Source organism: Achromobacter sp. JD417 (assembly GCF_041879325.1).
Lineage (GTDB): Bacteria > Pseudomonadota > Gammaproteobacteria > Burkholderiales > Burkholderiaceae_B > Achromobacter > Achromobacter mucicolens.
Map to the genome: position 1 here is coordinate 4,832,362 of NZ_CP087159.1, position 21,749 is coordinate 4,854,110.

Annotated in this window: 19 protein-coding genes; 14 read left to right on the forward strand and 5 right to left on the reverse strand. The window is 67.6% G+C overall.

The features are described 5' to 3' along the window. The first annotated feature begins 41 nt into the window (after positions 1–41). The 6 genes from LN047_RS22365 (at position 42) to LN047_RS22390 (ending at position 6,119) form a co-directional block, all read left to right on the forward strand. Positions 42–467, forward strand: coding sequence for a universal stress protein (locus tag LN047_RS22365; protein ID WP_373980209.1), 426 nt, complete (start codon positions 42–44; stop codon positions 465–467). A 9-nt stretch (positions 468–476) separates the two neighbouring features. Beyond that, positions 477–905, forward strand: coding sequence for a universal stress protein (locus tag LN047_RS22370; protein WP_142053724.1), 429 nt, complete (start codon positions 477–479; stop codon positions 903–905). 48 nt (positions 906–953) lie between these two features. Next, the gene (locus LN047_RS22375) at positions 954–2,270 is read left to right on the forward strand and encodes a sorbosone dehydrogenase family protein (RefSeq protein WP_373980210.1); all 1,317 of its coding nucleotides are present in this window, start codon (positions 954–956) and stop codon (positions 2,268–2,270) included. An 80-nt stretch (positions 2,271–2,350) separates the two neighbouring features. Next, the gene (locus tag LN047_RS22380) at positions 2,351–3,055 is read left to right on the forward strand and encodes an SDR family oxidoreductase (RefSeq protein ID WP_373980211.1); all 705 of its coding nucleotides are present in this window, start codon (positions 2,351–2,353) and stop codon (positions 3,053–3,055) included. A gap of 119 nt (positions 3,056–3,174) precedes the next feature. Then, positions 3,175–4,725 (forward strand): DUF1800 family protein, encoded by a 1,551-nt coding sequence (locus LN047_RS22385; protein ID WP_373980212.1) that lies wholly within the window; start codon positions 3,175–3,177, stop codon positions 4,723–4,725. Continuing rightward, positions 4,722–6,119 (forward strand): DUF1501 domain-containing protein, encoded by a 1,398-nt coding sequence (locus tag LN047_RS22390; RefSeq protein ID WP_373980213.1) that lies wholly within the window; start codon positions 4,722–4,724, stop codon positions 6,117–6,119. The genes LN047_RS22385 and LN047_RS22390 overlap by 4 nt, the downstream gene beginning before the upstream one ends. Here the strand turns inward: LN047_RS22390 and LN047_RS22395 are convergent. Beyond that, positions 6,103–7,377 carry a type II toxin-antitoxin system HipA family toxin gene (locus tag LN047_RS22395; RefSeq protein WP_373980214.1) on the reverse strand — a complete coding sequence of 425 codons (1,275 nt, stop codon included), beginning with the start codon at positions 7,375–7,377 and terminating at the stop codon, positions 6,103–6,105. The genes LN047_RS22390 and LN047_RS22395 overlap by 17 nt on opposite strands. Beyond that, positions 7,374–7,649 carry a helix-turn-helix domain-containing protein gene (locus LN047_RS22400; protein ID WP_280019441.1) on the reverse strand — a complete coding sequence of 92 codons (276 nt, stop codon included), beginning with the start codon at positions 7,647–7,649 and terminating at the stop codon, positions 7,374–7,376. The genes LN047_RS22395 and LN047_RS22400 overlap by 4 nt, the downstream gene beginning before the upstream one ends. Before the next feature lie 252 nt (positions 7,650–7,901). Here LN047_RS22400 and LN047_RS22405 point away from each other — a divergent pair, with 252 nt between their 5' ends. The 4 genes from LN047_RS22405 to LN047_RS22420 all read left to right on the forward strand — a co-directional run bounded on the left by LN047_RS22405 (position 7,902) and on the right by LN047_RS22420 (position 10,205). Continuing rightward, on the forward strand, positions 7,902–8,366 hold the full coding sequence (locus tag LN047_RS22405) for an N-acetyltransferase family protein (protein ID WP_373980215.1): 465 nt from the start codon (positions 7,902–7,904) through the stop codon (positions 8,364–8,366). 102 nt (positions 8,367–8,468) lie between these two features. Beyond that, positions 8,469–8,837, forward strand: coding sequence for a hypothetical protein (locus tag LN047_RS22410; protein ID WP_056326478.1), 369 nt, complete (start codon positions 8,469–8,471; stop codon positions 8,835–8,837). 25 nt (positions 8,838–8,862) lie between these two features. Then, complete coding sequence (locus tag LN047_RS22415; RefSeq protein ID WP_062838788.1) at positions 8,863–9,393, forward strand: RNA polymerase sigma factor; 531 nt, start codon at positions 8,863–8,865, stop codon at positions 9,391–9,393. After that, positions 9,390–10,205: an anti-sigma factor gene (locus tag LN047_RS22420; protein ID WP_373980216.1), complete on the forward strand. Its 816-nt coding sequence runs from the start codon at positions 9,390–9,392 to the stop codon at positions 10,203–10,205. The genes LN047_RS22415 and LN047_RS22420 overlap by 4 nt, the downstream gene beginning before the upstream one ends. Before the next feature lie 74 nt (positions 10,206–10,279). On the opposite strand, the gene LN047_RS22425 is transcribed toward LN047_RS22420, so the two are convergent. The 3 genes from LN047_RS22425 to atzF are packed head-to-tail and all read right to left on the reverse strand — an operon-like array spanning position 10,280 to position 16,509. Beyond that, on the reverse strand, positions 10,280–11,008 hold the full coding sequence (locus LN047_RS22425) for a GntR family transcriptional regulator (protein WP_280019467.1): 729 nt from the start codon (positions 11,006–11,008) through the stop codon (positions 10,280–10,282). Next, on the reverse strand, positions 11,005–14,643 hold the full coding sequence (uca, locus tag LN047_RS22430; RefSeq protein WP_373980217.1) for an urea carboxylase: 3,639 nt from the start codon (positions 14,641–14,643) through the stop codon (positions 11,005–11,007). Before uca ends, LN047_RS22425 begins: the two co-directional genes overlap by 4 nt. 27 nt (positions 14,644–14,670) lie before the next feature. Next, the gene (gene atzF, locus LN047_RS22435; RefSeq protein ID WP_373980218.1) at positions 14,671–16,509 is read right to left on the reverse strand and encodes an allophanate hydrolase; all 1,839 of its coding nucleotides are present in this window, start codon (positions 16,507–16,509) and stop codon (positions 14,671–14,673) included. Positions 16,510–16,878: 369 nt separating this feature from the next. On the opposite strand from atzF, the gene urtA reads away from it, so the two are divergent. From urtA to urtD, 4 genes are read left to right on the forward strand one after another with little or no spacing between them, the layout of a single operon-like run. Next, positions 16,879–18,132 (forward strand): urea ABC transporter substrate-binding protein, encoded by a 1,254-nt coding sequence (urtA, locus tag LN047_RS22440; protein WP_063952076.1) that lies wholly within the window; start codon positions 16,879–16,881, stop codon positions 18,130–18,132. A gap of 25 nt (positions 18,133–18,157) precedes the next feature. Beyond that, positions 18,158–19,789, forward strand: a complete 1,632-nt coding sequence (gene urtB, locus LN047_RS22445; protein WP_373980219.1) for an urea ABC transporter permease subunit UrtB — start codon at positions 18,158–18,160, stop codon at positions 19,787–19,789. Next, positions 19,786–20,913, forward strand: a complete 1,128-nt coding sequence (gene urtC, locus LN047_RS22450) for an urea ABC transporter permease subunit UrtC (protein ID WP_062838709.1) — start codon at positions 19,786–19,788, stop codon at positions 20,911–20,913. Before urtB ends, urtC begins: the two co-directional genes overlap by 4 nt. Further along, positions 20,910–21,749 carry an urea ABC transporter ATP-binding protein UrtD gene (gene urtD / locus LN047_RS22455; protein WP_062838708.1) on the forward strand — a complete coding sequence of 280 codons (840 nt, stop codon included), beginning with the start codon at positions 20,910–20,912 and terminating at the stop codon, positions 21,747–21,749. The genes urtC and urtD overlap by 4 nt, the downstream gene beginning before the upstream one ends.

The window sequence follows — 21,749 nt, forward strand, 5'->3', positions numbered from 1 at the left end:
TACAGTGGAACGCACGCCCCCACGGCCCGCAAGGAGACGCCATGAAACGCATCCTGATCCCCGTCGATGGTTCGGAAACTTCCCTGAACGCGGTCAAGGCGCTGCTCGATGCGCGCCGCTACGACCCGGTCGAACGCGTGGACCTGCTGACGGTCCAGATGCCCTTGAAGCCCGGCGCGTTCGGCAGCGGCCTGTCGCAGGAAGAGATCGATGCCTATCACCGCGAGGAAGGCGAGGCCGCGTTGCAGACCGCCAGCGCGCTGCTGACGCAGGCCGGCGTGCCGTTCGACGTACACATCGAGGCCGGCGCGGCTGCCGAGACCATTACGCGCGTGGCCGATGAAACCGGCGCCCACGAGATCTTCATGGGGACGCGCGGCCTGGGTTCGGTGTCGGCGCTTTTCATGGGGTCGGTCGCCACGGGCGTGCTGTCCCTGACCGAACTGCCCGTCACGCTGGTCAAGTAAGGAGCCGCCATGCTGAACATTCTCGTTCCCGTCGACGGCTCCGACAACGCGGACCGCGCCGTCGACTATGCCCGCCGCCTGGCGCAGGGCGCAACATCCGCGCGCATCCACCTCATCAACATCCAGACGCCGCCGCGCGGGCGCGCCGGGTTGTCGCGCCTGATCACGCAGGACATGATCGACGATTTTTACGCCCGCGAAGGCCGCGAAGCCACCGAAGCCGCGCGCAAGCTGCTGGACACGGCCGGCGTGGACTACGTCAGCCACGTGATCTTTGGCAACGCGCCCGCCGAAATCGCCGGCTATGCGCAGGACCACCGCTGCGCCCGGATCGTCATGGGCACGCGCGGCAACGGCAAGCTGACCAACATCCTGATCGGCTCGGTGGCCAATCAGGTGGTGCAGCTGGCGCAGGTGCCGGTCACGCTGGTGAAGTAAGCGCGCCTGGGTATGATGGGGCGACTTGCAAGCCCTGGAGTCCCCATCATGGTCAACCTGCGTTTCGCGCTGGCGGCCGCCCTGGCGCTGACGTTGCTCAGCGCCTGCGGCGAGGTCGCCAAGCTGCCCGTCGAAGCCGGCATGGGGCCCGCGCCTCAGCTGCCGCCCCCCAACACCACGCTCATTCCCACGGTGAACACGGCCAAGGCCGTGGGCTGGAAGCCGGGCGCGCAGCCGCAGCCCGCGGACGGCCTGACCGTGACGGCGTTCGCCACCGGGCTGGATCATCCGCGCTGGCTGTACGTGCTGCCCAATGGCGACGTGCTGGTCGCCGAGACCAACGCGCCGCCCAAGCCCGAAGACGCGCCGGGCGGCATCAAGCAATGGGCCGCCGGCCTGGTGATGAAACGCGCGGGCGCCAAGACCGACAGCGCAAACCGCATCACGCTGCTGCGCGACGCCGATCACGACGGCGTGGCGGAAACGCGCACGACGCTGCTGGAAGGATTGAATTCGCCGTTCGGCATGGCGCTCGTTGGCAACCAGTTGTACGTGGCGAATGCCGACGCCGTCGTGCGCTTTCCCTTCGAACCGGGCCAGACGCGCATCACGGCGCCGGGCGTCAAGGTCACCGACCTGCCCGCCGGCCTGAACCACCACTGGACCAAGAACCTCATCGCCAGCCCGGACGGATCCCGGCTGTATGTGTCCGTGGGGTCCAACAGCAACGTGGGCGAGAACGGCATGGACATCGAGGAAGGCCGCGCCGCCATCTGGGAGCTGGACGTGGCCAGCGGGCAAAAGCGGCTGTACGCCACGGGGCTGCGCAATCCGGTCGGCATGGCCTGGGCGCCGGACGGCAAGACGCTGTGGACGGCCGTCAACGAGCGCGACGAGCTGGGCAGCGACCTCGTGCCGGACTACATGACCTCGGTGCGCGACGGCGGCTTCTATGGCTGGCCGTACAGCTACTTCGGGCAGCACGTCGATACGCGCGTGCAGCCGCCGCGGCCCGATCTCGTCGCGCAGGCCATCGTGCCCGATTACGCGCTGGGCCCGCACACCGCATCGCTCGGCCTGGCGTGGTCGGGCGGGAACACGTTGCCCGAGCCCTATGCCCACGGCATGTTCGTGGGCCAGCACGGCTCGTGGAACCGCGATCCGCGCAGCGGCTACAAGGTGATTTTCGTGCCCTTCGACCGGAACCAGCCCGGCGGGCCGGCCAAGGACGTGCTCACCGGCTTTCTGGACGAGTCCGGCCAGGCGCAAGGCCGGCCGGTGGGCGTAGCGATCGACAAGCAGGGCGGCCTGCTGGTGGCGGACGATGTCGGCAATGTCGTCTGGCGCGTGGCCGCCAAACCGTAGACGCGCCCTCCCGCAGGCGCTGGGCGCAGCGCACGCCCGCCCCTACAATGGCCGCTCCCGAATTCCAGACTGGAGCGAGCATGAGCACGGAAAAAGTGGCGATCCTCACGGCGGCCGGCAGCGGCATGGGTGCGGCGGCGGCGCGTAAGCTGGCGGCGGACGGATACCGCGTGGCCATCCTGTCGTCGTCCGGCAAGGGCGCGGCGCTGGCGCAGGAACTGGGCGGCCTGGGCGTCACCGGGTCGAACCGCTCGCCGGAAGACCTGTCGCGCCTGGTGGACGCCACCCTGCAGAAGTGGGGCCGCGTCGACGCGGTGGTCAATAGCGCCGGCCACGGCCCCAAGGGTCCGCTGCTGGAACTGAGCGACGACGACTGGCACCTGGGCATGGAGTTCTACCTGCTGAACGTGGTGCGCATCACGCGCCTGGTGGCGCCGGTGATGAAGCAGCAGCAATCCGGCGCCATCGTCAATATCTCCACCTATGCCACGTTCGAGCCGGAAGCGCTGTTTCCGACGTCGGGCGTGTTCCGCGCCGGGCTGGCCGCCTTCACCAAGGTGTTCACGGACGAGTACGCGCAGCACAACGTGCGCATGAACAACGTGCTCCCGGGCTTCATCGACAGCCTGCCCGAAAAGGAAGACCGCCGCGTGCGCATCCCGATGGGCCGCTACGGTACGGCGCAAGAAGTGGCGGACCTGATCGCGTTCCTGGCGTCGAGCGCATCGTCCTACATCACCGGCCAGAACATCCGCATCGACGGCGGCATCACGCGTTCCGTGTGACGCACGCGGGATCGCCGGCCTCATGCGTTTGGCGTAGTCCCTCGTCCGAATGACGGTATTGAAGGCCCCGGCGGGCTTTTAGTACCGTAGGTTTTCACATTCGACGAGGTGTTTGGCGCATGTCCGCTACATCGTCAGCGGCTGCGCCGCAGTCCGCCCCCCCGACTCCCGGCCAGGCTTCGCGCTTTCTGGCGCAGGCCACCTTCGGCCCCACGCCGGCCGACATCGACGCCGTCGTGCGGGTCGGCTATGCCGCCTGGCTGGACGCCCAGCTCGACATGCCGCCATCGCAGACGCATTTCGACTGGCTGCTCCAGAAGAACCGCAACACCGAGGCCTTCAAGGGCAACGGCATCAATGCGCCGCTGGAATCCACGCTGTGGCGCAAGTTCATCAGCGCGCCCGATCAGGTGCGCACGCGGGTCGCGTTTTCGCTGTCGGAGATCTTCGTCGTCGGCGTGTCCGCCATCACGGCGTCGTGGCCGCTCTTCGGCGCGGCCGGTTTCATGGATCTGCTGGCCCGGCACGCCCTGGGCAATTACCAGGACCTGCTGACCGCGGTGACGCAGAACCTGTCGATGGGCTGCATGCTGACCTATCGCGGCAACCGCAAGGAAGACCCCAGGACAGGCCGCCATCCCGACGAAAATTACGCGCGCGAGGTGATGCAGCTGTTCAGCATCGGCCTGCTGGTGCTGGAGCAGGACGGCACGGTCAAACTCGTCAACGGCGTGCCCGTGGAAACCTACACCAATGCCGACGTGCAGGGGCTGGCCAAGGTCTTTACCGGCTGGGACATCAACGGCCCGGAAACGGACGTGGAGTTTCACCGACGTCCCATGGCGCTGAACAACGCGCTGCACTCGATGTCGGAGAAGCGCTTCCTGGGCGCGGTCATCCCGCCCGGCACGGATGGCCACCTGTCGCTCAAGCGCGCCATGGAGGTCATCAGCGCCCATCCCAACGTGGGGCCCTTCATCGGCATGCAGCTCATCCAGCGCATGGTGACCAGCAATCCCAGTCCGGCGTACGTGGGCCGCGTGTCGGCCGTGTTCAATGACGACGGGAAAGGCCGGCGCGGCAACCTGAAGGCCGTGGTGCGCGCGATCCTGCTGGACCCGGAGGCGCGCCAGCCGGACCTGAGCTCGCCCTATTGGGGCAAGGTGCGCGAACCGATCCTGCGCTTTTCGGGTTGGGCCCGCGCCTTCGGGGCGGATTCGACCAACGGCGAATGGGCCATGCCCGACACCACCGACAACACGATCCGGCTGGCGCAGAGCCCGATGCGGTCGCCGTCGGTGTTCAACTTCTTCCGGCCCCGCTACGTGCCGCCTGTCACCGAGCTTGCGCGCCGCCACCTGGTTGCGCCGGAGCTGCAGATCACCGACGAAACCAGCATCGCGGGCTATTTGAATTTCCTGGCCATTTACGTGGACCGCGGTTGGGAGGACCTGCAGACCGCCTACACACCCGAGATCGCGCTGGCCAAGGACCCCGAGGCGCTGGTGGCGCGCGTGGTGCTGCTGCTGGCGGGCGACGCCTTCAGCGCGCGCACGGCGGCCACCATTGCCAAGGCCGTGGCCACGTTGCCGCCGGACCGCCCGCGCGACCGGGTCCGCGCCGCCATCATGCTGGTGGCCGCCACCCCGGAATACCTGGTGCAGAAATGACAGACCACCAAGGCCTCGACCGCCGCAACTTTCTCCTGCGCGCCATGGCGCTGGGCGCAACCCGCGGCGCCGCTCCGCTGGCGCTGAACCTGGCCGCGATCGGCGCCGCCGCGGCGCAATCCGCCCTGCCCGCGTACAAGGCGCTGGTCTGCGTCTTCCTGTACGGCGGCAACGATCCGTACAACACGCTGGTCCCCTACGATCCGTCGTCGTATCGCGCCTACGCCGCCGCGCGCGGCGACATCGCGCTGCCGCGCGACGCGCTGCGCGCCACCGTGTTGCGCGGCAAGGCGGACACCCAGGGCGGCATGCAGTTCGCCCTGGCCCCCGCACTGGCGCCGCTGGCCCCGCTGTACGAACGCGGCGAGATGGCCGCGCTGCTGAACGTCGGTCCGCTGATCGTGCCCACCACCAAGGCCGAATACATCGGCGCGCGCGTGCCGCTGCCGCCCAAGCTGTTCTCGCACAACGACCAGCAGTCGGTCTGGCAGGCGCTGGCGCCCGAGGGCGCGTCCTCGGGCTGGGCGGGCCGGCTGACCGATCTTTTCGCGGGCGCGAACGCACACCGCACCTTCACCGGCATCACGGCGGGCGGCAGCACGGTGCTGCTGGCCGGCCGCAAGGTGGCGGGCTATCGCGTGGGCATCAATGGTTCCACGCAGATCGACCTGCTGCATCGCGACATGTATGGCTCCAGCGCCTGCACCGCCCTGCTGCGCGAACTGATCACCGAGCCGCGCGAACACCTGATGGAACGCGAGATGTCGCGCATTGCCGCCCAGTCCATCTCAGCCGACACGCGCCTGCGCGCCGCCTTGGCCGACGTCGCCGTGCCCGGCGACTTTTCGTCGCCGCTCGCGCAGCAGTTGCGCATCGTGGCGCGCATCATCGCGGCCCGCGACACGCTGGGCGCGCGGCGGCAGGTGTTCTTCGTCTCGCAGAACGGCTATGACAACCACACGGGCCTGTCCGATACGCACCCGGCCTTGCTGAAGGAACTGGGCCAGGCGCTGGCGGCATTCCAGAACGCCCTGTCGGACATGGGCGTGGCCGATCAGGTCACCACCTTCACGGCCTCCGAATTCGGCCGCACGCTGGGATCCAACGGCAACGGCTCGGACCACGGCTGGGGCGGGCACCACTTCGTGATGGGCGGCGCGGTCAACGGCGGGCGCTGCTACGGCGCCCACCCGGAAATCGCACTGAACGGCCCAGGATTCGTCGACAACGGCCGCCTGCTGCCTACGACAGCGGTAGATCAGCTGGGCGCGGATTTGGGCGCCTGGTTCGGCGCCAGCCGGGACGATCTGCGGACGGTGTTTCCGAACCTGCGGCACTTCGGGCCGGAGCCGTTGGGGATGTTGTCGTCTGCGCCGGTCAAGTCTGAAGCTTAGGAGCAAGAGAGTGAGCGCATTGCATCAGCTTCTTCGCAACCGCCTCATCCACCGGTTTCATGCCATACGACCAGAGCTCGAGCATCCGGCCAATATTGCGCACCGCCTCCTGATCTTGATTGACGGACACGAACGACTCCGCGCAATCAGCGGTCTTAAGCAGCGCCGCGCCAAGATGCTTTCGCCAGTGATTCTGTCTTGCGGACGAAACGTCGCAGACCAAGCCTAACCGCTTCAAGGCGTCGGCGGTCGGCCAGCGCTTCGTTCCTCCCAGCGTAAGCGCCATGCCGTCGTTGGCGTCGCCGTGGTTATCGCGAGGCGCGTACACCGACATCGTCAACATGTCATAAACGGGGGCCAACGTGGGTATCGCGCCGGGCTCGTACAACAGTCCAAAATTCTTCAGGTGCGCATCGCCATTTCTGATGGACGCGGCCAGCAGGTACTGCGCATAGAACTGATCGCAAGCAAGTTGTCCCGCAAGTCCGGGACAAAACGCGCGGATGGTCCGCACGATACGCTCTGCAGAGCCACTGAACTTATCCCGGGCCGGCTGGGCGGTCAGTGCGCACATATCCTCAAAGCCAAGGGCTTTTCCCGCGGCATCAACATCGAACCGTCTGACCAAGAGGCGGCTGAAGTCCGACGCAAGATGCGTTTCGGGCACGTTAAGTCCCATCTCTCGCGCCGCCATCATCCCAAAATGTTCCATCAAAACGATATCTCCCCGATCGGGATCATTCAATTTGACGATCCACTGGTCGACGGCGATGGTGCGCTTGACGCCATCCCCGCCGACGGGACTGCGGGCGAGGAACTTCAGGAATCCTCCGGATACACCCGGGCCGTGACTATCCTCGCCCAAGTAATGGCGCACGATGCCTTTCAAATCCGACGACAACAGATTTTGAAGCGACTCGTGGACGCTTCTTCGCGAAGGCTTGGCGCCTGCAGGCAAGGCTTTGACCTGACCTATCAGGTTCTCGCCAACAATCGACAACAACTCCATGTCGCCAAAACTTGAAAAGTTCTTGGCGAAGAACCGTTCGAGCGTTTGCCGCAATGCCCCTTCGGGCAATGAGACCTGAAACACAGGAAACAGAAATGGGCTTGTCCAGCTTTCCGTGCGTGGGGGCATCAGTAACGAGACGGCCAACTCTCTGGGCGTATCGGGCAAATAGGTAAACACGAAGGAAGTGATGCCGGTTTGGTCCAGCACCCCCACCTTCGTCTCCTGTACGTAGATATCCAACGTCATGATTCACGCCCTTCGCGCGAGCGGCGATACGCCATTTCATTTTCGGCGAACACGTCTTCCAGCGTGGGCGGCGCGTATTCTGCCGGGACGAGCTTCAACTCCAGGTCCAGGACGCGCATAAGCCGCCGCAACGTGGAGACATTGCAATCGCCACCGCCTTCGATGGCCACCAATGCCCGTCGGCTGATACCTGCAAGCTCCGCGAGATGCGCCTGGGTGTACTTGCGGTCACGCCGGGCCTTGACCAGCGCGCCAATCAGCGGGTCCTTCATGTCAGCAGTCATAAGTCACCGGAAATGTGAAGTATAGGTATCAATTTATCGCTAATGGGCACGTTTGTGAAGCGTACTACTCATTTCACACCCCTTCCCTCGCGTCGGAACATTCCTGGACCAAATAACCCCGGCGCCTGACGCGCCGCCGCGCAACGGCTAGCGTCCCCCCCACTTCCGATCTATAACCTCAGACACCCCGCCCCGCCATTCGGCGGCGCGCGCGTTTCCACGGTCCTTGCGCATCGCACCATGAACCTGCCTCCCGATCTGGCGCTCCAGCCCGCCACCGAAGAAGACGTGCCGTTCCTGCTGGCCCTGCGCAAGCGCACGATGACGGAGCATCTGGAGCGTGCAGGCGTGTCGCTGGACGATGCCGGGCACCTGGCGCGCATCCAGTACCACTTCGATGACGCCCAGATCGTCTGGCTGGGCGGGCGGCCCGCGGGGCTGCTCAAGCACTACCGCGATGCCGCCGGCTGGCGCATCGTGCAGATCCAGATCGATCCGGATTTTCAGGGCCAGGGGCTGGGCCGCCGGCTGGTGGCCGGCGTGCTGGACCGCGCGGATCAGGAAGGGGCGCCCGTCACGCTGAGCGTCCTGAAAGGCAATCCCGCCCGGCGGCTGTACGAGGCGTTGGGCTTTACCCCTGTCATGGAGACCGAGCTGGAACATGAAATGCGGTATGACCCCGGCGCCGTCCAGCCGGGTGGTTGAGCCCTTTGCGGCACATTTTTTCCGGACCGCGGAATAAAGCGGCGCCGGCCGGCGTCCGTAGAGGGCAGTCCCCCCAAATCCTCCCCACCTACGAGGCACACCATGCGCAAACACACCGCCGCGGCCCTGGCTCTCGCCTGCGCCGCCCTGTTCTCGGCCGGCGCCCACGCCCAGGCCGTCAAGACCCAGGACGGCATCCTGGTCAATAGCGCCGGCATGACGCTGTACACCTTCGACAAGGACTCCGCGGGCAAGAGCGTCTGCGTCGACGCATGCGCGAAGGCCTGGCCGCCCGCCATGGCCGCCGCCGACGCCAAGCCGATGGGCGACCTGACCGTCATCACCCGCGATGACGGCAGCAAGCAATGGGCCTTCAAGGGCAAACCGCTGTATCTGTTCGCCAAGGACACCAAGCCGGGCGACAAGACTGGCGACAACTTCAAGGAAATCTGGCACGTCGTCAAACCCTGATCCGCCACGCTTGCCCGATCAGCCCATGCGCGCCGAAGACGAAGCCCAGATCCTGGCCTGCATCCCCAGCCTGCGCCGCTATGCGCGCGGGCTGACGGGCGACCCGGATCGCGCCGACGATCTGGTGCAGGACACGCTGGAGCGCGCATGGAGCCGCTATTCCCGCTGGCAGAAGCGCGGCGAGCTTCGCGCCTGGATGTTCGGCATCATGCACAACCATTTCATCGACGGCGTGCGCGCTGCGGGCCGGCGCAGCGACCAGACGGCGCCGGGCGACCTGCCCGATGCGCCGGTGCGCGCCACCCAGACCGACCAGCTCGAAGTGCGGGACCTGGACCGCTGCCTGCTGGCCCTGCCGGCAGAGCAGCGCGAGGTCCTCTTGCTGATCGCCGTCGAAGACCTGTCCTACCAGGAGACCGCACGCATCCTGTCGGTGCCGATCGGCACCGTCATGTCGCGGCTCTCGCGCGCCCGCGAAAAGCTCGGCGCGCTGATGCAGGGCCGCGAACCCGCCAGACGGTTGCGGCCCGTTCCCTCCCCGCGTGAAATGCCATGACCGACAAACGCCTCCATCCGGTTCCCGCCGCGGGCACGCCCATCACGGAAGCCGACCTGCATGGCTATGCCGACGGCCAGTTGTCCGCCACGCGCCGCGCGGAAGTGGCCGCATTCCTGGCCGCGCACCCGCAGGACCAGATCCGGGTGGACGAATGGCAGGCGCAGCGCCGCGCGCTGCACGCCCTGCTGGACCCCGTGCTGGACGAACCCCTTCCCTTGCGCTTGCCCCTGCGCGCGCCGGCGCGGACCTGGCCCTGGCGCGCGTTGGCGGCCAGCGTGGCCGTTGCCGTGGTCAGCGCCAGCGCGGCCTGGATGCTGCGCGGCGCCGTGGATGCGCGCCATCTGCAGACGGTGCTGGCCACAGCCAGCCCGGAGCGGGCGGCTGGCGGCTATGCCCAGCGCGCCGCCATCGCCCACGCGGTGTATGCGCCCGACATGGGCCGGCCCGTCGAAGTCAGCGGCGAAAACGAGAAGGCGCTGGTGACGTGGCTGACCAAGCGCATGGGCGCGCCGATGCGTGCGCCGTCGCTGTCGAAAACGGGTTATGAACTCATCGGCGGACGGCTGCTGCCGGGCGGCGCCGGTCCGGTGGCGCAGTTCATGTATGGCGCGGCCGATGGGCAGCGCCTGACGCTGTACGTCACCCGCGAAGCCGCCGGAGGACAGAACGCCTTCCAGTTCACGCAGGAAGGCCCCGTGCGGGTGTTCTATTGGGTCGAAGGCGAGTTCGGCTACGCGCTCTCGGGCGCCGTCAGCCGCGACGAACTGCAGCGCGTGTCGCAAGAGGTCTACCGCCAGCTGCAGGGCTAGGCACACCCGCTGCGAGCGGCGAGCGGTGGGCTGCGGGACGGCGACGTGCGAGCAAGCAGGCTGCCGGCTGCCGCTCAGCCCGCGCTGGCGCGCGCCTCGTGCAGCATGTGCAGCGTGATCTTGCGCACCTCGGCCTTGCTCATGTCGATGTGGGACCGCAGCATGCGCGCGGCCTCTTCCCCCCGGCGCGCCAGGATCGCCCGCAGGATGGCCGCGTGTTCGTCGTAGGTGGCGTCCACGCGGAAGTCCTTGGTGAAGTCCAGCCGCCTGACGATGCGGATCTTCTCCGTGACGTCGCGGTGGATCTGCGCCATCTCCGGGTTGCCTGCCGCGGCCACCAGCGAGCAGTGGAAGGCTTCATCCAGTTGCGCCACCAGCCGGCCGTCCAGGATGCGCTGCGGCGGCGGCACCAGCCAGACGTCCGTCAGCGCGCCCAGGATGCCGGCCGGATCCATGTGTTCGCGGGCGCACAGCTTTTCCACCGCCGCCTGCTCCAGCACCACGCGCACGTCGTACAACGCCTCGAAGCGTTCGAAGTCGAACGGCCGCACCTGCCACCCGCTGCGCGGCCGGGCCAGCACGAAGCCTTCGCGTTCCAGCCGCGCCAGGCCCAGCCGAACCGGCGTGCGGCTCACGCCCAGCCGCGCCACCAGGTCCGCCTCGGTGAAGCGCTCGCCGGGCAGCATCCGAAAGCCGAACAGGTCGTCCTTGATGCGCTGGTAGACCTGATCGGCCAGCGAGCCGGCAAGCGCCGGCGCGGGGCGCAGGGCCGGGCCGGCCTGGACGGCTTCCAGCCGCATCATCCGGTCACGACGCACGTGGCGTCTTCGGTGATCACGACCAGCGGATCGCCCGCGTTGACGGGCTTGCCGGGCACGCAGCGGATGGCGGACACCGTGCCCGACGCCGGCGCGATGACGGACAGCTCCATCTTCATGGCCTCGACCACCACCAGCGTGTCGCCGGCCGACACGCTCTGCCCCACCTGGACCGGAATCTTCCAGATGTTGCCGCACATGTCGGCGCTGACCAGCCGCTCGCCGTCGCGCAGCACGGTCTCGGCCTCGGGTTCGGCGGCAGGCGGTTCGGCCGCCACGTCCTCGGTCTTCCAGAGCGCCACTTCGGCATCGAACGCCGTCTTCTGGCGGGCCTGGAAGGCGGCGATGCTGTCCGCCTGCTCGGCCAGGAAGCGCTGGTGCGCGGCGAAGTCGAACACTTCTTCCTCGATGCGGACGGTGGCACGGCCTTCACGGAAGTCCTCGCGCAGGACATCCAGTTCCGCCTCGGTGACGGGATAGAAGCGCACCTGATCGAAGAACCGCAGCAGCCACGGCTTGCCGTCCTGGAACACCGGGTTCTTCAGGAACTTGTTCCAGATGGGCAGCGTGCGGCCCACGAGTTGATAGCCCCCGGGCGAGTCCATGCCGTAGATGCACATGTACACCCCGCCGATGCCCACCGTGCCTTCGGCGGTGAAGGTGCGCGCGGGGTTGTACTTGGACGTTAGCAGGCGGTGACGCGGGTCGATGGGCACCGCGCACGGCGCGCCCAGATACACGTCGCCCAGGCCCATGATCAGATAGCTGGCGTCAAAGACGATGCGGCGCACCTCGTCGCGCGCGTCCAGCCCGTTGATGCGCTGGATGAAGTCGACGTTGTTCGGCAGCCAGGGCGCGCTGGCGCGCACCGTTTCCTGATAGCGCTGCACCGCGCCCAGCGTGGCGGAATCCTCGAAGGCCATCGGCAGGTACACGACGCGCGTGGGGACCTTCAGGGTCGCCACGTCGGCCAGCCCTCGTTCGATCTCCAGCAGCTTCGCAATCAGCGCGCCCTGCAGGATGACGCGGCTGTCGTAGCGGATCTGCAGCGAACGCACGCCGGGCGACAGCTCCAGCACGCCATCAACCGGATCCGCACTCAGCGCCTCCATCAGCAGGTGGATGCGCATGCGAAGCGCCAGGTCCAGCACGTTGTCGCCGTACTCCAGCAGCAGATAGCCGTCGCCGGCTTGCCGGTACGACACCGACGGGCGCGCCCCGTCGGCGGGCAGCGCGGCGATGATGGTCTCCGAGACCGTCGCCGGCACGGGTGCGGGCTCGGTCGCGGCGGGCGCCGCGGGCGCCAGTTCGGCGATGCGGCGGTCCTGCGCGGCTTCCAGCGCCACGGCCTGCGGGTAATCGATGCGCACGAAGCGGATGCGGTCGCCGGGCTTGACCTGCCCCACCTTCCACAGCTCGGCACGCGCGATGGTGACGGGACACACGAAGCCGCCCAGGCTGGGGCCGTCGCGCGTCAGGATGACGGGACTGTCGCCGGTGAAATTGATGCTGCCGATTGCGTACTCGCAATCGTGGATGTTTGACGGATGCAGGCCGGCCTCGCCGCCGTTTTCCCGCGCCCACGTGGGCTTGGGACCGATCAGCCGCACACCCAGGCGATTGGAGTTGTAGTGCACCTCCCAGTCGGCTTCAAAGAAGGTGTCGATGGCGTCGGGCTGAAAAAAGTCGGGCGCGCCATGCGGGCCGTACAGCACACCGATCTCCCAGGTGTTGCCGTAATCGGGGATCAGCGCGGCGGGTGCGGCCTGCGGCAGCGTCTCGGGCGGCGCGGCCGTGGCGCCCGCCAGCTCGGGACGCACGACGGGCAGCATGTCGCCCACGCGCAGCGTGCGGCCGGCATGGCCGCCAAACTGGCCCAGCGCAAAGGTGGACCGGCTGCCCAGGTACACCGGCACGTCCAGCCCGTTGCGCACCGCCAGGTAGCTGCGGCAGCCGGACAGCGCGCGGCCGGTGGCCAGCACCTGTCCGGAAGTGACAAAGATGGGCTGCCACATCGGCACCGGCTCGCCGTCCAGCGTGGCCGCGCACGACGCGCCCGTCAGCGCCACGACGGCATCGCCGTGAAAGCGCAGCGTCGGGCCGATCAGCGTGGTCTCGATGCCGGCTGCGTCCGGCGCGTTGCCGACGATGCGGTTGGCCACCCGAAACGCGTAATCGTCCATGGGACCGGAGGGCGGCACGCCGATGTCCCAGTAGCCCGCGCGGCCGGGATAGTCCTGCACGCTGGTGTAGGTGCCGGCTTCCAGGACCTCGATGGCCGCGGGGCGGTATGCAAAGCCTTCCAGAAACCGCGTGGACAGCTGGCCAGCGCGAAAGCGCGCATCGGCCACGATCTGGCGCAGGTAATCCAGGTTGGTCGCAATGCCGTGCAGGCGCGTGCGCGCCAGCGCGTCGGCCAGCTTGTCCAGCGCGGCCTCGCGCGTGTCCGCATGCACGATCAGCTTGGCCAGCATCGGGTCGTAGAACGCGGGCACGTCGGTGCCGGTCTCGACCCAGCCATCGACGCGCACGCCGTCCGGGAACGACACTTCCGTCAGCACGCCGGGCGATGGCTGGAACTGGCGCAGCGGATCCTCGGCGTACAGGCGCACTTCGATCGACGCGCCTTGCGGGGCGCGCGACATGGCGGCGTAATCCAGCGGCTCGCCCGCGGCAACGCGCAGCATGCACTCCACCAGGTCCAGACCGGTCACGGCCTCGGTCACCGGGTGCTCGACCTGCAGCCGCGTGTTGACCTCCAGGAAGTAGAAGCTGTCGCGCGCCGGATCGTAGATGAACTCCACCGTGCCGGCGGAGCGGTAGTTCACGGATTCACCCAGCTTGACGGCGGCATCCAGCAGCGCGGCGCGCGTGGCGGCAGGCAGCAACGGCGCCGGGGTTTCCTCGATGACCTTCTGGTTGCGGCGCTGCACCGAGCAGTCCCGTTCGCCCAGCGCCAGCACGCGGCCCGCGCCGTCGCCAAAGATCTGCACCTCCACATGCCGCGCGTTGTCCACATAGCGCTCGATGAATGCGCCGCCGTCGCGAAAGAAGTGTTCGCCCATGCGCTGCACGCTGTCGAACGCGACGGTCAGTTCCGCCTCGTTCTCGCAGCGCGACAGGCCGATGCCGCCGCCGCCCGCCGTGCTTTTCAGCATGACCGGATAGCCGATGCGTTCGGCCTGCGACAGCGCCTCGCCCAGGCTGGACAGGAGGCCGGTGCCCGGCGTCATCGGCACGCCCGCGTCAGCCGCCAGTTCGCGCGAACGGTGCTTCAGGCCGAATTCGCGAATCTGCAGCGGCGTGGGGCCGACAAACGCAATGCCGGCGGCCTCGCAGGCTTCGGCGAAGTCGGCGCTCTCGGACAGAAAGCCGTAGCCGGGGTAGATCGCCTGCGCGCCGTGCGCGCGCGCCGCTTCCAGCAACAGGTCCATGCGCAGGTAGCTGTCGGCGGCCTTCTCGCCGCCGAGCGCCACGGCCACGTCGGCCTCGCGCACATGCGCGGCATTGCGGTCCGGGTCGGAATAGACGGCCACGCTGCGGATGCCCAGCCGCTTGAGGGTGCGGATGGCGCGGACGGCGATCTCGCCGCGGTTTGCAATCAGAACGGTATCGAACACGATGCGACTCCCTGGGGTGAGGCGGGGTTATCGGGTGGCGGCGTTCAGGCTGGCCAGGTAGGCACGCCAGCCGCCGAATTCGGTGATGTCCCGCGCCCCGTCCAGGCCGCGCGGTTCGCAGATGAAGCCCTTGACCAGGCGCCCGTCGGCCAGCTCCAGCGTGCCGATGCCCAGCGGCGCGGGAATCTCGGCCACGAACGCGCCGAAGGCCGTCACGGGCACGTCCCACAGCTCGACTTCGATGGCGGCGCCGCTGTCCATCTTCACCAGGCCCGGCTTGGGCGGCGTGGTGTTGGCCAGCGCGAAGAGCCGGTAGTCGCCGGCCGTTGCGGTCTTCTCCACGAACACCGCGTGGCGCGAGGTGAGCTGATGATTCAGCGGCATGCCGGTCAGGTGGGCGCCCACCACCGCGACGCGCACGGTGTCCGCGGACCGCGCGCCATCGGCCGCCAGCGCGGGCAGCGGCGCGCCCGTCGCGCCCAGCGGCAATCCGCGGCGCGCCTGCCATTGCCTGCCGAACTGCGCCAGCGCGCGGTCCTGCCACGCCAATCCGATCAGCGTGATGCCCGAGGGCAGGCCATCGGCGCGCATGCCGGCGGGCACCGCCAGCGCGGACAGGTCGGCCAGGTTGGCGAAGTTGGTGTAGACGCCCAGGCGGGAATTGAGCGTGACGGGGTCCGCTTCCAGCTGGGCAATCGTGTAGATGGACGGCGAGGTCGGCACGACCAGCGCGTCAAAGCCTTCGAGCGCGCGGTGAATCTGGCGGGTCAGCTCGGCGCGGCGGTACTCGGCCTTGAACGCGTCCAGCGCGCTGTAGTTCGCGGCCTGCTCGACGATGCCGCGCACGACCGGATTGATGGCGTCAGGGTTCTCGTTCCACAACGCCTGGACCGCGGCAAAGCGCTCGGCCACCCACGGTCCCTGGTACAGCAATGCCGCCAGTTCGCCGAACGGCGCGAAGTCGATGGCTTCGACCTGGGCGCCATCGGCGCGCAGCGCGCGCACGGCGTCGTCGAACACCGCTGCGGCTTGCGTGTCGCCAAAGAACTCCAGCGACGCCGGCACGGCCAGCCGCGGCGCCTTGGGCCACGGGCGCGCCGCGCCCGCCGGCACGCTGCGCGAATAGGGATCGGCGTCGTCATACCCGCCCGCCACCTGCGCGACCTTGTCGGCGTCGTCCACGGTCAGTGCGAAGATCGACACGCAGTCCAGCGTGCGGCATGCCGGCACCACGCCCGCGGTGCTGAGCCAGCCCTTGGTGGGCTTGAGCCCGACGATATTGTTGAAGCCCGCCGGCACACGGCCGGAGCCCGCGGTATCGGTGCCCAGCGAGAACGCCGCGATGCCGCGCGCAACCACCGACGCTGAGCCCGAACTGGAGCCGCCGCTTACGTAATCGGGATTGAACGTGTTGGCCACCGCGCCGTGCGGCGAGCGCGTGCCCACCAGGCCGGTCGCAAACTGGTCCAGATTGGTCTTGCCGATAAGGATGGCGCCGGCTGCGCGCAGACGGCGCACGACGGTCGCGTCTTCCTGCGGCGTGTAAGCGAACGCGGGACACGCCGCGGTGGTGGGCCAGCCCGCCGCATCGATGTTGTCCTTGATGGCAAACGGCACGCCATACAGCGGCAGGCGCGAGAGATCGCCGCCAGCCGCGGCCAGCAAGAGACGCAGGCCGTCGAGCTGCTCATCGAGCTGGACGCGGTCCACGCGCCGGATCCAGGCGTTGTCCTTGTCTGTGTTATCGCCGGGCTCGGCGGCGTAGCTGGCCAACAGCGCCTCGGGCTGCGCCCCGCCGCGATAGGCGGCCTGCCATTGCGCGATGGTCCAACCTGCGGGTTGCTTCTGCGTTGCTGCGGCATTCATGCTGGAATCCTTTCTTGTATACAAGTACGGATTCCCAAGCAATCTGCGTGCCATGTTGGCGGCGCGCGGCGCTTTCCCTCTGACGCGCGGCCAGACCGCCCGCAAGCCGCCGATGCCAGTTCCAGCATCGGGGCACGCGCCGCACCGGAATCGGGCGCAACGCGCACCGATTTTGTGCGGACGGCACCGTTCTGATCGCACGCGCGCCACGCCCCGGCCGCCACGCGCCTTCGCGTAAACCCACCCCCTTCATACAGCAGCTTGCAGCGTTGCCAGCACTTGGCACACGTTTTGCTTTTGACTCCTGTGCGACTGCTTTTTCTGAACGTTCTCGCCGGCCCGGCCGGCCTATTCCATCCAGGAGTCACCATGAAACGCAGACTAGCCCTTAAGCAACTGACCGCCGTGAGCCTGTTGGCCATGACCGGATGGATGCCGCAGGTTCACGCCGCCGAGGACACCATCAAGGTCGGCATCCTGCATTCGCTCTCGGGCACCATGGCCATCTCGGAAACGTCGCTCAAGGACGTGGCCCTGATGACCATCGACGAGATCAACGCCAACGGCGGCGTGATGGGCAAGAAGCTCGAAGCCGTGGTCGTCGACCCCGCGTCGAACTGGCCGCTGTTCGCCGAGAAGTCGCGCCAGCTCCTGTCGCAGGACAAGGTGGCCGTGGTCTTCGGCTGCTGGACCTCAGTATCGCGCAAGTCGGTGCTGCCGGTGTTCAAGGAACTGAACGGCCTGCTGTTCTACCCCGTGCAATACGAAGGCGAAGAGCTGGAGAAGAACGTGTTCTACACGGGCGCCGCGCCCAACCAGCAAGCCATTCCCGCCGTCGAATACCTGATGAGCGAAGACGGCGGCGGCGCCAAGCGCTTCGTGCTGCTGGGCACCGACTACGTCTACCCCCGCACCACCAACAAGATCCTGCGCGCCTTCCTGCATTCCAAGGGTGTGAAGGACAGCGACATCGACGAGGTCTACACCCCGTTCGGCCATTCCGACTACCAGACCATCGTCGCCAACATCAAGAAGTTCGCCACGGGCGGCAAGACCGCGGTCATCTCCACGATCAACGGCGACTCGAACGTGCCCTTCTACAAGGAACTGGGCAACGCGGGGCTGAAGGCCACCGACGTGCCGGTCGTCGCGTTCTCGGTGGGCGAAGAGGAACTGCGCGGCGTGGACACCAAGCCGCTGGTCGGCCACCTGGCCGCCTGGAACTACTTCCAGTCCGTCAAGAACCCCGTCAACGACGCGTTCATTGCCAAGTGGAAGGCGTACGCCAAGGCCAAGAACCTGCCCAACGCCAACACGGTCGTGACGAACGATCCGATGGAAGCCACCTACATCGGCATCCACATGTGGAAGCAGGCCGTCGAACAGGCCAAGACCACCGACGTCGACAAGGTGATCGCGGCGATGGGCGGTCAGAAGTTCAACGCGCCCGACGGCTACACCATCGAGATGGACAAGACCAACCACCACCTGCACAAGCCCGTCTACATCGGTGAGATCAAGGCGGACGGCCAGTTCAGCGTGGTCTGGAAGAGCAAGGGCCCGATCCGTGCCCAGCCGTGGAGCCCGTACATCCCGGGCAACGAAGGCAAGCAAGGCCTGTAGTCTCAACATCAAGGAAAAGGCAGCCATGCGCATCGCGGCAATCGCACACTTCTTGCGTCGTTTCCTTCTGGCATGGCTGCTGGCCGTGCCGGCGCTGGCCGCACCCGCGGCCGCCGCCGGCGTGGACCAGACCCTGCTTGCGCCGCTGGCCGGCGACGACACCGACGCCAGGCTGCAAGCGATTGCCGCGCTGGGCCAACTGCCCGATCCGGGCGCCGCGGCGGTGCTGCAGGCGCTGGGTAGCGACCAGCTCTACGCCACCGCCGACGGCCGCGTGCTGATCGGCACGAGCGGCACGCGCGCCACCGATCCGTCCACGGGCGCGGCCGTGGACCTGCCTGCGGATGCGGGCACGATTTCCATCAACAACCGTCTGCGCCGCGCCATCGAGGCCGCGCTGGCGGGATCGCGTCTGTTCTCCGACGACGCAAACGAACGGCTCGCCGCGGCCCGGCGGCTGCAGCAGACGGGCGACCCCGCGCGCCTGCCCATGCTGGAAAAGGCGCTGGCGGCGGAAAAGAACGAGGCCGTGCGCGCTGCGCTGCTGATCGCGCAGGCCAATCTGGAACTGAAAAGCGAAGACCCCGCCAAGCGCCGCCACGCCGTGCAAGTGCTGGGCGACACCCAGAACGCCGCGTTCCGGCCCACGCTGGCCGCCCTGACGCAGGAGCGCGACGGCACGTATGCGGAGCCCGACACCGGCGTGCGCGAGGCGGCGGCCAACGCAGTCAAGCAGATCGACCGGCACCTGGCCACGATCGAATGGGCGGGCAATCTGTTTTACGGCGTCAGCCTGGGCAGCGTGCTGCTGCTGGCGGCGCTGGGTCTTGCCATCACGTTCGGCCTGATGGGCGTCATCAACATGGCGCACGGCGAGCTGCTGATGATCGGCGCGTACGTGACGTATGTGGTGCAGACGCTATTTCGCGCGTGGCTGCCGGGCTGGCTGGACTGGTATGTTGTGGCCGCCCTGCCGCTTGCGTTCGTCGTGACGGCGCTGGTCGGCATGGCGTTGGAGCGCACCGTGATCCGATGGCTGTATGGCCGTCCGCTGGAGACGCTGCTGGCCACCTGGGGCATCAGTCTGATGCTGATGCAGGGCGTGCGGTCGCTCTTCGGCGCGCAGAACGTCGAGGTCGGCAATCCCAGCTGGATGTCGGGCGGCGTGACCGTGCTGGGCGGGCTGGTGCTGACGTACAACCGGATCGTCATCATCGGCTTCGCATTCTTTGTGGTCTTTCTGGTGTGGGCGCTCTTGAACCACACGCGGCTGGGCCTCTTTGTGCGCGCCATCACGCAGAACCGGCGGATGGCCGACTGCGTGGGCGTGCCGACCGGCCGCATCGACATGCTGGCATTCGGCCTGGGCTCGGGCATCGCCGGGCTGGCGGGCGTGGCGCTCTCGCAGCTGGGCAACGTGGGACCCGACCTGGGCCGCGGCTACATCGTGGACTCGTTCATGGTGGTGGTGCTGGGCGGCGTGGGCCAGCTGGCCGGCACGGTCATCGCCGCGCTGGGCCTGGGCGGCGTGAATAAATTCCTGGAGCCTTACGCGGGAGCTGTCATGGCCAAGATCACCATCCTGGTGCTCATCGTGCTGTTCGTCCAAAAGCGGCCGCAAGGCCTGTTCGCCCCCAAGGGCCGGAGCGTCGAATGAAACAGACCGCGCTGACCGACCTGAACCTGCTTGCGCGCCGCCCGCTCTTCTCGGGCCGGGTGTGGGCCGCGCTGGCTGCGGGTGTTGTCCTGCTGGCCCTCCTGCCGCTGATGAATCTGTGGTTTCCGCCGGGCCATACGCTGCACGTGTCCGCCTATGCCGTGGCTTTGCTCGGCAAGTTCATGTGCTACGCCATGGCGGCGCTGGCGCTGGACCTGGTGTGGGGCTATGCGGGCATCCTATCGCTGGGCCATGGCCTGTTCTTTGCGCTGGGCGGCTATGCGCACGGCATGTACCTGATGCGCGCCATCGGCCGCGACGGCGTCTACCAGAGCGACCTGCCCGACTTCATGGTGTTCCTGGACTGGAAGACCTACCCCTGGTACTGGTCCTTCACCGAGCACTTCTGGTACGCGATGCTGCTGGTGGTGCTGGTGCCCGGCGTGCTGGCGTTCGTGTTCGGCTACTTTGCGTTCCGTTCGCGCATCAAGGGCGTGTACTTCTCGATCATCACGCAGGCGCTGACCTTTGCCGCGATGCTGCTGTTCTTTCGCAACGACACGGGATTTGGCGGCAACAACGGCTTTACCGACTTCAAGCGCATCCTGGGTTTTGATATCACCGCACCGGGCACGCGCGCCACGCTTTACTGGGTGACGCTTGCCGCGCTGGCCGGCGCGCTGATCCTGGCGCGCGCGGTCACGCAGAGCAAGCTGGGGCGCGTGCTGACCGCCGTGCGCGACGCCGAGAGCCGTGTGCGGTTCATCGGCTACGACCCGCTGGGATTCAAGCTGTTCGTGTGGACCCTGTCGGCCGTGCTGTGCGGCATCGCGGGCGCGCTGTACGTGCCGCAGGTGGGCATCATCAATCCGGGCGAAATGTCCACCGAGAACTCCATCGAAATGGTGATCTGGGTGGCCACGGGCGGGCGCGGCACGCTGATCGGTCCCATCATCGGCGCGGGCGCCGTCAACGGACTGAAGACCTGGTTCACCAGCGTGCTGCCGGAATATTGGTTGTACGCGCTGGGACTCATCTTCGTACTGGTGACCCTGTTCCTGCCCACCGGCATCGTCGGTCTTGCCCGCCGCATCGCGGCCCGCATCCAGGAGAAAAAGGCATGACCACCACGCACACCGAATCGGCCATGCTGGACGGCGGCCCCAGCGGCGACGCCGGCTACGGCCGCGTCAGCCCCAAGGGCCTGGACACCAGCCACGGCGCGATCCTGTACCTGGAAGGCATCACGGTCAGCTTCGACGGCTTCAAGGCGCTGAACGACCTGACGCTGGACATCGGCGTGGGCGAGCTGCGCTGCATCATCGGCCCCAATGGCGCGGGCAAGACCACGATGATGGACGTGATCACCGGCAAGACGCGGCCCACGTCGGGCACGGCCTATTTTGGCCAGAGCATCGACCTGACCACGCTGAGCGAGGCGCAGATCGCGCACGCCGGCATCGGCCGCAAATTCCAGCGCCCCACGGTGTTCGAGCAGCACACCGTGTTCGAGAACCTGGAGCTGGCCATGAAGACGGACAAGCGCGTGCGCCCCACCCTGTTCTCGCGGCTGACCAGCGAACAGGCCGACCGGATCGGCGAGACACTGGACCTGATCCGGCTGCGGCCCGAGGTCTGGCGCCCCGCGGGCCTGCTGTCGCACGGGCAGAAACAGTGGCTGGAGATCGGCATGCTGCTGATGCAGGAACCGCAGCTGCTGCTGCTGGACGAACCCGTGGCGGGCATGACCGATGCCGAAACCGAACGCACCGGCGAACTCTTGAACGAACTGCGGGGCCGCCATTCCCTGATGGTGGTGGAACACGACATGGACTTCGTCAACCAGATCGCCGGCGACGGCAAGGTCACCGTGCTGCACGAAGGGTCCGTGCTGGCCGAGGGGCCGATGAGCCGCGTGCAGGCCGACCCGCGCGTGATCGAAGTCTATCTGGGGCGCTGA